Origin of the sequence: Nocardioides zhouii, assembly GCF_004137345.1 — a bacterium.
Classification (GTDB): domain Bacteria; phylum Actinomycetota; class Actinomycetes; order Propionibacteriales; family Nocardioidaceae; genus Nocardioides; species Nocardioides zhouii.
In genome coordinates, this window is sequence record NZ_SDWV01000003.1 from 184,740 (window position 1) to 197,189 (window position 12,450).

Annotated in this window: 16 protein-coding genes; 8 read left to right on the forward strand and 8 right to left on the reverse strand. The window is 71.6% G+C overall.

The features are described from left to right. Nucleotides 1–93 precede the first annotated feature (93 nt). Both EUA94_RS04155 and EUA94_RS04160 read left to right on the forward strand, forming a co-directional pair. Nucleotides 94–993: an ABC transporter ATP-binding protein gene (locus EUA94_RS04155; RefSeq protein ID WP_129424975.1), complete on the forward strand. Its 900-nt coding sequence runs from the start codon at nucleotides 94–96 to the stop codon at nucleotides 991–993. Further along, nucleotides 990–1,805 carry an ABC-2 transporter permease gene (locus EUA94_RS04160; protein WP_129424977.1) on the forward strand — a complete coding sequence of 272 codons (816 nt, stop codon included), beginning with the start codon at nucleotides 990–992 and terminating at the stop codon, nucleotides 1,803–1,805. Before EUA94_RS04155 ends, EUA94_RS04160 begins: the two co-directional genes overlap by 4 nt. On the opposite strand, the gene EUA94_RS22375 is transcribed toward EUA94_RS04160, so the two are convergent. Then, nucleotides 1,798–2,175, reverse strand: coding sequence for a hypothetical protein (locus EUA94_RS22375; RefSeq protein ID WP_207210389.1), 378 nt, complete (start codon nucleotides 2,173–2,175; stop codon nucleotides 1,798–1,800). The genes EUA94_RS04160 and EUA94_RS22375 overlap by 8 nt on opposite strands. A 250-nt stretch (nucleotides 2,176–2,425) precedes the next feature. Next, nucleotides 2,426–3,040, reverse strand: coding sequence for an FMN-binding negative transcriptional regulator (locus EUA94_RS04170; RefSeq protein ID WP_242494665.1), 615 nt, complete (start codon nucleotides 3,038–3,040; stop codon nucleotides 2,426–2,428). 63 nt (nucleotides 3,041–3,103) lie between these two features. On the opposite strand from EUA94_RS04170, the gene EUA94_RS04175 reads away from it, so the two are divergent. After that, on the forward strand, nucleotides 3,104–4,630 hold the full coding sequence (locus EUA94_RS04175; RefSeq protein WP_129424979.1) for an ATP-dependent DNA ligase: 1,527 nt from the start codon (nucleotides 3,104–3,106) through the stop codon (nucleotides 4,628–4,630). Between the two features lie 54 nt (nucleotides 4,631–4,684). On the opposite strand, the gene EUA94_RS04180 is transcribed toward EUA94_RS04175, so the two are convergent. Both EUA94_RS04180 and EUA94_RS04185 read right to left on the reverse strand, forming a co-directional pair. Further along, nucleotides 4,685–5,194: a GNAT family N-acetyltransferase gene (locus tag EUA94_RS04180; protein WP_129424981.1), complete on the reverse strand. Its 510-nt coding sequence runs from the start codon at nucleotides 5,192–5,194 to the stop codon at nucleotides 4,685–4,687. Next, the gene (locus tag EUA94_RS04185; RefSeq protein ID WP_129424983.1) at nucleotides 5,194–6,030 is read right to left on the reverse strand and encodes a S1 family peptidase; all 837 of its coding nucleotides are present in this window, start codon (nucleotides 6,028–6,030) and stop codon (nucleotides 5,194–5,196) included. Before EUA94_RS04185 ends, EUA94_RS04180 begins: the two co-directional genes overlap by 1 nt. A 54-nt stretch (nucleotides 6,031–6,084) precedes the next feature. Between EUA94_RS04185 and EUA94_RS04190 the strand changes: the two genes are divergently transcribed. Next, a complete protein-coding gene (locus EUA94_RS04190) occupies nucleotides 6,085–6,786 on the forward strand; it encodes a TetR/AcrR family transcriptional regulator (protein WP_129424985.1) in 702 nt (233 codons plus the stop codon). A 15-nt stretch (nucleotides 6,787–6,801) separates the two neighbouring features. Here the strand turns inward: EUA94_RS04190 and EUA94_RS04195 are convergent, their stop codons facing one another. The 4 genes from EUA94_RS04195 to EUA94_RS04210 form a co-directional block, all read right to left on the reverse strand. Beyond that, nucleotides 6,802–7,614, reverse strand: coding sequence for a DUF1206 domain-containing protein (locus EUA94_RS04195; protein ID WP_129424987.1), 813 nt, complete (start codon nucleotides 7,612–7,614; stop codon nucleotides 6,802–6,804). 65 nt (nucleotides 7,615–7,679) lie between these two features. Next, on the reverse strand, nucleotides 7,680–8,090 hold the full coding sequence (gene nusB / locus EUA94_RS04200; RefSeq protein ID WP_129424989.1) for a transcription antitermination factor NusB: 411 nt from the start codon (nucleotides 8,088–8,090) through the stop codon (nucleotides 7,680–7,682). A 9-nt stretch (nucleotides 8,091–8,099) separates the two neighbouring features. Next, entirely contained in the window at nucleotides 8,100–8,663 is a 564-nt protein-coding gene (gene efp, locus EUA94_RS04205; protein WP_129424991.1) for an elongation factor P, read from the reverse strand. A gap of 83 nt (nucleotides 8,664–8,746) precedes the next feature. Further along, complete coding sequence (locus EUA94_RS04210; RefSeq protein ID WP_129424993.1) at nucleotides 8,747–9,562, reverse strand: aminoglycoside phosphotransferase family protein; 816 nt, start codon at nucleotides 9,560–9,562, stop codon at nucleotides 8,747–8,749. A gap of 32 nt (nucleotides 9,563–9,594) precedes the next feature. On the opposite strand from EUA94_RS04210, the gene EUA94_RS04215 reads away from it, so the two are divergent. The 4 genes from EUA94_RS04215 to EUA94_RS22035 all read left to right on the forward strand — a co-directional run bounded on the left by EUA94_RS04215 (nucleotide 9,595) and on the right by EUA94_RS22035 (nucleotide 12,414). Further along, nucleotides 9,595–10,245 (forward strand): NAD(P)H-binding protein, encoded by a 651-nt coding sequence (locus EUA94_RS04215; protein WP_129424994.1) that lies wholly within the window; start codon nucleotides 9,595–9,597, stop codon nucleotides 10,243–10,245. Between the two features lies 1 nt (nucleotide 10,246). Next, nucleotides 10,247–10,585, forward strand: a complete 339-nt coding sequence (locus tag EUA94_RS04220) for a gamma-glutamylcyclotransferase family protein (RefSeq protein ID WP_129424996.1) — start codon at nucleotides 10,247–10,249, stop codon at nucleotides 10,583–10,585. Nucleotides 10,586–10,623: 38 nt separating this feature from the next. Further along, a complete protein-coding gene (locus EUA94_RS04225) occupies nucleotides 10,624–10,938 on the forward strand; it encodes an ABC transporter (protein ID WP_129424998.1) in 315 nt (104 codons plus the stop codon). 108 nt (nucleotides 10,939–11,046) lie between these two features. Then, nucleotides 11,047–12,414 (forward strand): HNH endonuclease signature motif containing protein, encoded by a 1,368-nt coding sequence (locus EUA94_RS22035; protein WP_165356795.1) that lies wholly within the window; start codon nucleotides 11,047–11,049, stop codon nucleotides 12,412–12,414. Nucleotides 12,415–12,450: the final 36 nt, after the last annotated feature.

A 12,450-nucleotide genomic window follows, 5' to 3' on the forward strand; every position in this document is an offset into this window, starting at 1 on the left:
GACAGCCCTCAGGGTCGAACCGTACTTTCGGCCGGGTCAGGACTGGCCTTCGAACCGATACGCGCACGACGTGATACCGCGAGGGTTGGGGCCATGATCACAGTCGATTCCCTGACCCGGACGTACGCCGGCTTCACCGCCGTCGACAACGTCTCCTTCACAGCACGGTCCGGTCGCGTGACCGGCTTCCTCGGTCCGAACGGTGCCGGCAAGTCCACCACCATGCGCGTCATGGTGGGGCTCACCACCGCAACGTCCGGCTCGGCGACCATCGACGGCGTCCGGTTCGCCGACCTCCCCAACCCCGGCCTCGAGGTGGGCGTCCTGCTCGACGCCTCTGCCCAGCACGCCGGCCGCACCGGACGCGAGATCCTCACCCTTGCCTCCGACACCATGGGCCTGCCCCGCGCCCGGGTCGACGAGATGATCGAGCTGGTGAGCCTGACCCCCACCGAGGCCGGGCGCCGCGTGCGCAACTACTCCCTCGGGATGCGTCAGCGTCTCGGCATCGCCACCGCGCTGCTCGGCGATCCGAGGGTGCTGATCCTCGACGAGCCCGCCAACGGGCTCGACCCCGCGGGCATCCGGTGGATGCGCGACCTCCTGACGGGCTTCGCCGGCCGGGGCGGCACGGTGCTGCTGTCCTCGCACCTGCTCCACGAGATCGAGGTCATCGCCGACGACCTGGTCGTGATCGGGAACGGCAAGATCGTCGCGTCCGGCACCAAGGAGGACCTCCTCGCCGCGGCCGGGACGCTCGCCCGCTCGGCGTCACCCCGCGACCTCGCCCACGCACTCGAGCAGGCCGGGATCCCCAGCACGCTCGCCGGGGACGGCTCGGTCCGTACGGACGCCGACCCCGCACAGGTCGGGGCCGTGGCCCTGGCCGCCGGCATCGCCCTCACCGAGCTCCGCTCCGCCGAGGGCGCCGGGCTCGAAGACATGTTCCTGTCGCTCACTGCCGACACCCAACGAGAAGGAGTTGCGGCATGACCGCCACGATCGTCCCCCCTGCCACCACCACGGAGACTGCACCTGCCCGCCGGGCGGTCCGTCCCATCCCGACCGCCCGGCTCGTCAGGATCGAGCTCCGCAAGATGTTCGACACGCGCTCGGGGTTCTGGATGCTCGTCAGCATCGGCGTCCTGTCGCTCGTCGCCACCGGGGCGGTCATCCTCTTCGCTCCCGATGACGCCGTGACGTACGACAGCTTCGCGACTGCGATCGGCTTCCCCATGTCGGTGATCCTGCCGATGATCGCGATCCTGGCCGTCACGAGCGAGTGGAGCCAGCGCAGCGGGCTCACCACGTTCACCCTGGTGCCCCACCGCGGACGCGTGATCGGCGCGAAGGCGATCGCGAGCGTCATCGTCGGCCTCGGCTCGATGGCCATCGCGTTCGCGGTCGGCGCCGTGGGCAACCTGGCCGGCTCCGCACTCGCCGGCGTCGACACCGTCTGGGACGTGTCGCTGTCCACCGCCCCGCAGATCGTGCTCGGCAACCTGGTCGGCATGGCGATCGGCTTCACGCTCGGCGTGGTGCTGAGGGCCTCGGCCGCGGCGATCGTGGGCTACTTCGTGGTCTCCCTCGTCATGCCGGGCATCCTCGTCCTCCTCGCGCAGGTGCGCTCGTGGTTCGAGGACCTGCAGCCGTGGATCGACTGGAACTACACGCAGGTGGAGCTCTTCGAGGGCGCCACGAACACCGGTGAGGAGTGGGCGATGCTCGGCTCGACGACGATGATCTGGATCGTCGTACCCCTCGTCATCGGGCTGCTGACCCTGCGCCGCTCCGAGGTCAAGTAGCCGGCTGCACCGCTCGATCGATCGTGGTGACCACGCTCGTCACCGAGGGCCGCTTCGGCGTGCTGGAGAACCCGAACCGGCAGGGCGGCTCGACAGGGGCGAGCCGACCCAGGTCGGTCCCACGCCACTCCCCCTCGATGGCCGAGACCGCCACCATCGCGGTCGCGCCGTACCACTCGCCCCGGTCGTTGCCGGCGGTCCCACGGGTCCGTACGCCCCGCAAGACGACGCGTGCGACCGGGTCGATGGCGCTGCACCAGGCAGGCGAGGTCGCGACGCGTGCGGGCACGAGGTCGAGCAGGGAGCCCAGCGGCGTACGCCCTCCGACCACACCAGGCGGAGCGACAGCGAGGGCGTGACGACCTGCCACCCGTCGGCAGTGTCCTCGACGGACACCGGCTCGATGACCTGCTCGTCGAAGGAGTACGTCGACGAGACGAACTCGCGGACCCGCTCGTCGGGCGCGAGCAGCACGCGGTGGCCGGCGGCGTCCTCGACCATCGCGTCGGCGAAGGTGCCCCAGGGCGAGTCGTCCCAGCGGCCGACGACGATCCGCACCCCGCTCGTACTGCCGACGCCGGCGATCCGCCCGGTGAAGCGCTCGCGGATCCGGCCCGGCTTCACTCCTGCACCAGACCAGCGGGGTCGACGCCGTCGGCCGCGAGCCCGCGGGCGACACCCGAGCGGTCCTCGTCGGAGCGGTTCTGGCTGAGCTTCGCCTTCGCCTCGACGGACTCGACGAGGAGCTCGACACCGACGATCGGGCGGAGGTTCTTGTCGATGTAGTCCGCCGGTGCGTCGGTGACGGCCCACGGCTCGTCGCGTGAGGACTCGTGACGGTCGGTGAGCCGGGTGACCAGCGCACGCACCCACTCGGGGTCGTCGTGGACGACGATCCGGCCGCGGAGGTGGACCACGGAGTAGTTCCACGTCGGCACGACCTTGCCGTGCTCGGCCTTGGTGGCATACCAGCTCGGCGAGACGTACGTGTCCGGCCCCGTGACGATTGCAAGCGCCGGTGAACCGTCGACGATCCGCCGCCAGTGGGCGTTGGCGCGGGCGAGGTGGCCGACGAGCCGGTCGCCCTCCCAGAGCACCGGCAGGAACGTCGCGTCGGGCACGCCGTCCGCACCCACCGTGACGAGCTGCGCGGTCGCGACGGCCTCGACGAAGGGGCGTACGGCGTCGGGCTCCATCACGTTGAAGCGCGGCACGTAGAGGGATGCGTCAGTCACTCGACCATCCTGCACTGCCCGTCGGGGGCAGCGGGTGTCGGTGGCGGGCGGCAGGATGGGCGCATGCTGCTCGCCGAGCTCGTCGCGACCTCCACCGCCGTCGCCGCCACCCGGTCCCGCAAGGCCAAGGTGGCCGCGCTCGCGGAGACCCTGCGGGGCGTCGAGCCGGCCGAGCTCGAGATCGTCGTGTCCTACCTCGGCGGCGCGCTGCGCCAGCGGCGTACGGGCCTGGGCTGGCGCGGCGTCAGCGACCTGCCCTCCGCCGCCGACGAGCCGTCGCTGACGGTGCTCGAGGTCCACCACGCGTTCGAGGCCATGTCGGGCCTCTCCGGAGCCGGGTCACAGATTGCGCGCAAGGAGGCGGTCACCGACCTCTTCGGCCGCGCCACCGCCGCCGAGCAGGCGTGGCTGCAGGCCGTCGTCACCGGCAACCTCCGCCAGGGAGCGCTGGACGCCGTCACCCAGGAGGCGGTCGCGCAGGTGGCCGAGGTGCCGCTCGCGGCCGTACGCCGTGCCGCGATGCTCGCCGGCAGCACGGTCGCGGCCGCCGGGGCGGCGTTCGAGGGCCAGGCGGCGCTGGATGCGATCGGGCTCGAGGTGGGCCGGCCGATCATGCCGATGCTCGCCTCCAGCGCGCCCGACGTCACGACGGCCATGGCCGGCCTCTCCGCCGACGGCGCGACCGAGGTCGCCATCGACGCCAAGCTCGACGGGATCCGGATCCAGGTGCACCGCGACGGCGACGACGTGCTCGTGGTGACCCGCAGCCTCGACGACATCACCGGTCGACTGCCCGAGGTGGTCGAGGTCGCCCGATCACTGCCGGCGACCCGTTTCGTGCTCGACGGCGAGGCACTGGCGCTGTCCGACGACGGGCGGCCGATGGCCTTCCAGGACACGGCCAGCCGGACGGCCCAGGACACTGGAGTCGCGGTCACGCCCCACTTCTTCGACCTGCTTCACCTGGACGGCCGCGACCTGCTCGACTCCCCCGGCCACGAGCGCCTCGCGGCCCTCGACGCGCTCGTGCCCGAGCAGCACCGCGTACGCCGCCTCGTCACCGCCGACGCGGCCGCCGCAGACGCCTTCGCCAGCGAGACCGTCGCCGCCGGGCACGAGGGTGTCGTGCTCAAGGACCTGTCCGCTCCGTACGCCGCCGGCCGCCGCGGCTCCGCGTGGGTGAAGGTCAAGCCGCGCCACACCCTCGACCTCGTCGTGCTCGCGGTCGAGTGGGGCTCGGGCCGGCGCCAGGGCTGGCTCTCCAACATCCACCTCGGCGCCCGCGACCAGTCGTCGGAGACCGGGTTCGTGATGCTCGGCAAGACGTTCAAGGGCATGACCGACGAGATGCTCGCCTGGCAGACCGAGCGGTTCACCGAGCTGGCGACGTCACCGGTCGACCGCAGCTCGTACGTCGTCCACGTCCGGCCCGAGCAGGTGGTGGAGATCGCCTTCGACGGCCTGCAGCGCTCGACGCGCTACCCCGGCGGCGTCGCGCTCAGGTTCGCGCGCGTCCTGCGCTACCGCGACGACAAGGGACCGGACGAGGCCGACACGATCGAGCAGGTCCGCGCTCACGTCCCCGGCTGAGGGCCGCTCCCGGGCCTCGCGGTGCAAGCAACGTTGCTTGCAGGCCCGGAGGCGTCACAGGTCGAGCAGGTAGAGCCGCAACGTCGCCGGACTGCCGTCGGGATGGCGGTCGGTGCCCGAGACGAACTCGCGCACGAACCGGAAGCCGGCCTTGTCCGCGACCCGCAGGGACGCGTCGTTCTCCGGGTCGGCGCGGATGGCTGCACGTCGGCCGATCCCGTCGCTCCGCAGCAGCGCACAGACGAGAGCGACCGCCTCCCCGGCCACGCCGCGGCCGCGCGCCCAGGGGTGGACGCAGTAGGAGAGGTTGACCTCGTCCGCCTCGAGGCCGTCGTCCAGGTCGGGGTCGAAGTCGACGTAGCCGCCCAGCCGGCCGTCGACCCACATCCCGTAGCCGCGCTTGCCGACCCCCGCCGCGGCGTTGTCGGCCAGCACGGCGAAGTGCTCCGCCGTTCCCTCGATCGTGCCGTAGCCACCGGTGAGCCACCGCACGACGAGCTCGTCCTCGCCGGCGTTGTGCGCCTCGACGTCCTCGGTCGTCAGCGGCCGGAGCTCGACCACCATCAGCCGCGCGGCTTCGCCAGCTTGCAGCCGGCCACCGAGAGGTCGAACCGCCGGTCCGCGCCTACACACGTGGTGAGCAGCCAGGTCTGCTGGCCGTAGTTCATGTTCTTCCGCATCACCACGCGCCCGCGCTGGTTCTCCTCGCAGGCCGAGTCGATGCACCGGCGGCCGCCGACGTACCCGGTGTTCGCGATCCCGACGACGAGGCCGGTCTCCCGCGACGCGATCGGCGACCCGGAGTAGCCGCCGCGGATCGCGCACCCGTCCTGGGCGGGCAGCCGGATCGAGCGCCACCAGTCCCACTCCCGCTCGTGGACCCGGTACGCCGTCCCGGTGGTCGTGCAGGCCCGCTGCTCGGTCCAGTAGCCCGACGGGATCCGGATCTCGTCACCGCGCGACGGGCCCTCGGTGGCGAGGGTGAGCGGGGTGACGCCCGCTGCGGCGAGGTCGGTGTAGGACTCCCGCAGCTCGTAGACGGCGAGATCGGTGCGATACATCGAGGCGTACGCCAGCCGCGTGCCGCGCACGGTGGTCGCGACGTCACCGCTGCCGTCGAGCAGCTCGATCTTCTTGTACTGCTTCTGGTCGACCAGCACCTCCCGAGCGCCGAGGAACGGGAAGCGGACGCAGTGGCCGTTGGTGATCACGACGGCCGGGTCCTCGGCGAGGGCCGACGCCCACCGCACCACCGCGCCGGAGCAGCCGGGCAGGCGCGCGGTCCCGGTGAACCGGTCGTCGGCGGCAGCGCCGGCCGACGCCGGTGGGGTGAAGGCCAGGCCGCCGAGGAGCGCGAGCAGGAGGCAGACGAGGAGGCGACGGAGTCCGAGAGAGGCCATGACGGCATGCAACCACACCCGGGGCTCGACGACCGCCCTCCCTAGACTGGCCCCATGAGCACCGAGTCGGCCCCGGCGACCGCCGGGCGCGGAGGCACCGCGGCCGCGCGCCGACGACTCCGCGAGACCGAGATCATCTCGGCCACCCGCCGGCTCTTCGACGAGCGCGGCGTCCGCGACGCCCAGATCGAGGACATCGCCCGGGCAGTCGGCATCAACCGGGCGATCATCTACCGGCACTTCACCGGCAAGGAGGAGCTCTTCAGCCTCACACTGGTGCAGTACCTCGACGAGCTGCGCGTCGCGCTCGAGGACGCGGCCGAGACGACGAGCGAGCCCCGCGCGCAGCTGGAGGCCCTCGTCGAGGCATTCGTCGGCTACGGCCTGGCCCACCCGGCCTTCGTCGATTGCGCCCAGTCGATCATGCGGCGCCCGGGCGGCGACCTGCTCGAGGAGGTCAGCGAGAGCGCGATGTACCGGCTCGGCCAGGCCATCAGCGGTTGCCTGTCGGTCCTGACCCGCACGATCGAGGCCGGCGCGCAGAGCGGCGACTTCCACGTCGAGGACCCGCGACTGCTGGCCAACATGCTCTACGCCAGCGGGCTCGGCACCCTCCAGCTCGGCCGGGTGGCGATGCTCGTCTCGGAGGAGGCGCCCGGCGTGCCGCGGATCAGCCGCGTGACGGCCGAGCAGGTGCGCGACCACATGGTCACGACCGCGCTGGCCGTGGCGGCCGGCGCGCCCGCCACCCGCTGAGCGAGGTACGGACCCTCAGCGCGAGAGGTGCCTGGCACGCGCGAAGCAGAACAGGCCGTACGCCGCGATACCGAGCGCGATCGCGGTGAGCAGCACCTGGCCGAAGGGCTGCTCGAGCACGGTCTGCAGCGCCTGGTCGAGCCCGCCGGATTTCTTCGCCTCGTGGGTGATGGCCGCGTAGCCGAAGAGCCCGCCGACGATGCCGATCGAGACGCCCTTGGCGATGTAGCCGACCTTGCCGAGCATGACGTACGCCGAACCGTCCTGGCCCGACTGACCCTGTGCATCGAGGTTCTCGCGGAACTTCTCCGTCCAGCCCCGGATGATGAGCGAGATGCCGTATCCGATGATCGCGAGGGCGATGGCGCCGACGATCAGCTGGCCGCCCGACAGGTTCATGATCTTGGCCGTCATCGAGTCGGTGCCGCCCTTGCCCCCACCGTCGCCGGTGGCGGTCTTGAACGCGCTGTACGCGATCACCCCGTAGATGATCGCCTTGCCCAGCGACGTCGCGCGCTTGCGCCAGCGCTTCGCGTCGTCCGACTCCTCGGGATAGCCGAAGGCGAACTCCAGCAGTCGCCAGACGACGAGGAAGAGCATCCCGATCGCGATGACCCACACCAGGAATCCCCCGAGCGGCTGCTCGGACAGGTAGTGCAGCGCGCCCGAGTTGGAGGTCTGGTCCTCCTTCTCACCGAACGCGAGCTGGAGGGCGAGCCAGCCGACCAACAGGTGCACGACGCCGTACGTCACCAGTCCGATCCGGATGGCGTAGTCCATCCACTTGCTCTGGTGGACGGACTCGGCAGTGTCGCTGGGGGCGTTCATGGCCTCAACCTAGGACGTACAACTGTTCACCGGCGACGTCCGGTCACCCCTGCGAGTGGTGCGAGTCAGACGAGGGTGGCGCGGTCGCGCAGCACCGAGCCGAGCAGGCCGTTGACGAATGCCGGTGAGTCGTCGGTGGAGAGGTCCTGCACCAGATGCAGCGCCTCGCTCACCGCGACGTTCTCCGGCACGTCCGCGTCGCCCCACAGCAGCTCGTAGACGCCGATGCGCAGGACGTTGCGGTCGACGACCGGCATCCGTGCGAGGGTCCAGCCCTTGCTGTAGGTCGTCAGGACCTCGTCGATGCGGGTCAGGTGCTCGGCGACACCGCGTACGAGCGTGCTGGTGTAGTCGTTGGTCGGGCCCTCACCGGCCTCGATGGCGCGGTCGAGCGCCACGACGGGGTCCTCGGAGCGGAGCTCGGAGGCGAACAGGATGTCCAGCGCGCGCTTGCGGGCCTTGGAACGGGCAGCCACCTGGGGCGCTCAGGCCTTGACGCGGCCGAGGTAGGACGAGTCGCGGGTGTCGACCTTGACCTTCTCGCCAGAGGTGATGAACAGGGGCACCGCGATCGTGTGACCGGTCTCCAGCGTGGCGGGCTTGGTGCCGCCGGTGGAGCGGTCGCCCTGCAGGCCCGGCTCGGTCTCGGCGATCAGCAGCTCGACGGAGGCGGGCAGCTCGATGAAGAGGACGCGGCCGTCGTTGGTGGCGACGATGGCCTCCTGGTTCTCCAGCATGAAGTTCTTGGCGTCGCCGACGACCTCGGGAGAGACCTCGAGCTGCTCGTAGGTGCTGTTGTCCATGAAGACGTACGACGAGCCGTCGTTGTAGAGGTACTGCATGGTCCGCTTGTCGACGTTGGCCGTCTCGACCTTGAGGCCGGCGTTGAAGGTGCGGTCGACGTTCTTGCCCGACTCGACGTTGCGGAGCTTGGTGCGCACGAAGGCCGGACCCTTGCCGGGCTTGACGTGCTGGAAATCGACGACGGCCCAGAGCTGACCCTCGATCCTGAGGACCATGCCGTTCTTGAGGTCGTTGGTGCTTGCCATGCTCGCTGTCCGCCTTCGTCGCTGTGTCAGATGTCAAGGATGAGCGGGCGCCGCGGCCGTGGGGCCGGCGCCGACGCGCCAGTCTAGTCGTGGGCTGCGAGAGCCATGAAATGCTCGGCCTGCGCCTCGGTGGTGCCCGGCGGGTTGCGCCGCCAGCCCCCGTTGCCCGGCAGGAGCATCACCAGCCAGAAGGCGGCCCACAACGGGCGGTACGCCGTCATCCGCTCCCGCGCGTCGGCGTCGAGGTCGACCGCGTCCGCCAGCGCGTGGGGTTCGTACACCCGCGGAAGCCGGCTGCCGAGGTGCTCGACGTGGTCCGCGAGCTCGTACGCCGGGTCGCTGAGGCCGCCGTCCTCGAAGTCGACCAGTCGGGCGACCCGCCCGTCCCACAGCACGTTGGGCGGGTTGAGGTCGGCGATCCCGAGGGCCGTGACCCGCGGCTCGGGCAGGGGCGGGGCGGCGGCGTAGGCACGGGCGACCTCGACCGCCTCGGCGACCAGCTGGGGGTCCCGGCACTCGGTGAGGTCGTGGTCCTCGGCGAGCCATTCGACGAGGAGCGGCGCGTGCTCGCGCACGCCGTACCTCCGCGGCCCGATCCCGGCTTCCCGTACGGTCTCGACCGGTACGGCGTACAGCCGTCGCAGCGCCGACCCGAGCGCAGCGGTCTGGAAGATCGTCAGCGGGCGCGGGGCGAGCGGTTCGCCGGGGAGTCGCTCCATCACGATCACCGGCGTCGCGCCGTCCTCGCGGCGCAGCGGCCGTGGCGCAAGGCCGGGCGCGTGCTCGGCGAGGAGCGTGAGAATGGCCCACTCCCGCTCGGCCTCCGCCTCGTGGTCGGCCACGAACTCCTTGCGGACCTCCCGGTCGCCGATCGTCACGGCGTGGGTGGACGTCTGCACCGCGCCACCGTAGCCGCGCTAGCGTCGGACGCATGAGAATCACCATCGTCGGCGGCCACGGCAAGATCGCACTCCTCCTGGCTCCCCTGCTGGTCGAGGCGGGCCACGAGGTCACGTCGGTCGTCCGCAACCCCGACCACGCCGCCGACGTGGAGGAGACGGGTGCCACCGCGCTCGTCTCGTCCGTCGAGGACGCCGACACCGACGCCCTCACCGAGCTGCTGTCCGGCCAGGACGCGGTCGTGTGGTCCGCCGGCGCGGGCGGTGGTTCGCCCGAGCGTACGGACGCCGTCGACCGGGACGCCGCGATCCGCTCGATGGACGCCGCCGTCGCCGCCGGCGTGTCCCGCTACGTGATGGTCTCCTTCTCCGGCGCGAGCGCCGACCACCTCGTGCCCGAGGATGACCCGTTCCGCCGCTACCAGGACGCCAAGATCGCTGCCGACGAGCACCTGCGCAGCACCGAGCTGGACTGGACCGTCCTCGGCCCCGGCGCCCTCACCACGGACCCGTCCGACGGCCGCGTCAACCCCGACGCCTCCTCCCGCGACGGCGACGAGTCGCCGCGCGAGCTGGTCGCGCACGTGGCGGCTGCGGTCCTCGCCGACAACCGAGCGTCGCGCAAGACCCTCGTCTTCGGCGCCGGCGAGGTACCGATCGACGCATGGCTGGGCAACCTCTGAGATGACCGAGCGGCTCTTCGTCTACGGCACCCTCGCGCCCGGGCGGCCCAACGAGCACGTGCTTGCGCCACTGGGCGGCACGTGGGTACCGGCGGTCGTCCACGGCGAAGTGCTCGACGTTGGCTGGGGAGCCGACCACGGCTACCCCGCCCTGGCCCTGCGACCGGACGGACCCGAGGTGTCCGGGCTCGTCCTCACCACTCCCGCGCTGGCCGACCACTGGACGTCGCTGGACGAGTTCGAGGGACCGGGCTACGAGCGGGTCCTCGCCCCCGTGACGCTCGCGTCGGGCGAGGTGGTCGATGCCTGGCTGTACGTCGACGCGGCTGGCTCGCCGTGACCTCGCTCGCGGTCCTGGGCTACCCCTAGCCTGTCCGGGTGCCTGAGCCCACGCATCAGCTCGTCATCCAGTTCCCGCAGTCGGTCTTCCCTGCCTTCGACGACCTCGTGGACTACGAGGACGCTCTGATCGAGGTGCTTGGCGATGACCACGAGGTCGACGGGCACGACATCGGGTCTGGTGAGGTCAACTTCTTCATCTTCACGGCTGAGCCGGCGCGCGCGCTGAGCACGGTCCATGAAGCGTCGCTGCTCGCACACGCGGAGGTGCGCGTCGCTGCCAGGCCCGTGGGCGGCGAGCGCTACGAGGTGCTCTGGCCTGTCGGCGACGACCGTGAGTTCGACCTCGCGTAGGACCTTCCATGGCCGTCCTCCTCCAACGGTGGGGCGCCGGTCAATCCCTGTCCACAGGCGGGTCCTGGAGGCAGGTCCACTGTCGGTGGGTCCTGATTGTGTAGTCACATGACAGCAGCCACCGCCTTCGGATCCGGGGTCACCGACCTCGAGGACCTGGCCGAGTCTGCGCTGCTGTCCGAGGCCACCGAGATCGAGTCGGTGCTGCGTGAGGGCGAGGTCCACAAGCTCCAGATCGCCTACCAGTGGGCTGTCGCTCACCCGCCCGTCGATGCCTGCGAGACCGCCGACGGCCCCGTGCTCCCCTCTGTGCTCACCGAGCCGGAGACGCTGGGCGGCGCTGGCACGCCCGAGGTCGCGGCGTTCACGAGCGAGCCACTCGCCGTCGCGATGGGGTGCTCGCCGGCCTCTGCCTCGACGCTCCTTGCGGACACCCTCGACCTGCACCACCGCCTCCCCCTGCTGTGGGATCAGGCGCGGGCGCTGCTGGTGCCGGCCTGGAAGGCGCGCCGGGTCGCCTCCCGCACGCGAGGCCTGTCCCCCGATGCCGCACGCTGGGTCGACCGGCAGGTCGCCGGCCGCGTCTCCTCGCTCAGCGCACCGGCACTCGACCGACTCGTCGCCGAGGCGGCTGCCCGCTGCGACGGCGTCGAGCTCGCCGACCGCGAGCAGGCCGCCCGGTCGTCGTGGGACGTGGTGCTGTCCCATCCCGACCCCCATCGCGCCTCGGGCACCTCCGAGCTCCACGCCACGGGCGACACCCTCGACCTGACCCGGTTCCACGACGTGGTCTGCGCCGAGGCCGAGGCGCTGGGCGCGCTCGGCGACGCCGAGCCCCTCGGCGTACGCAAGGCCAAGGCGCTCGGCGTCATCGCCGACGCACAGGCACGACTCGACCTCACCTCGCTGCTGTCCACGCCCGATCCGCAGGCGCACGAGCAGGCGCGTCGCGAGGCGATGAGCCGACGTGACGCGAAGGTCAGGCTCTACCTCCACGCCTCGCTCGCCGACGTGGTTGCCGGCACGCCGGGAGCCAGCGGCAGCGTCGAGTCGCTCGGGCCGGCGACCCTCGACCTCATCCGGGAGTGGGTGGGCCGTTCGGGCGTGACCATCCAACCCGTCGTCCACGTCGCCGCCGACGACCGCTGGTCCGTCGACCGGCACGACCCGCCTCCCCGCATGGCGGAGGAGGTTCGTCTCCGCGACGAGACGTGCGTCTTCCCATGGTGCGGTCGCGCGGCCCGCCAGTGCGACCTCGACCACCGCGACCCGTTCCTGGACCCCGGCGACGGCGGACCGCCGGGGCAGACGTCACCGGACTCGCTCGCGCCCCTCTGTCGGCGCCACCACCGGGCGAAGACCGCCGGGCGATGGAGCTACGAACGCACTGGCCCGGGGTCCTACCTCTGGACCGGACCCGCAGGACTCTCGGTCCTGGTCACCCCGCGCGGCACCGTGAGCATCCCGCGCACCTAGTCACGGACGCCTGCTCCTCCCGCGATCACGTCCCGA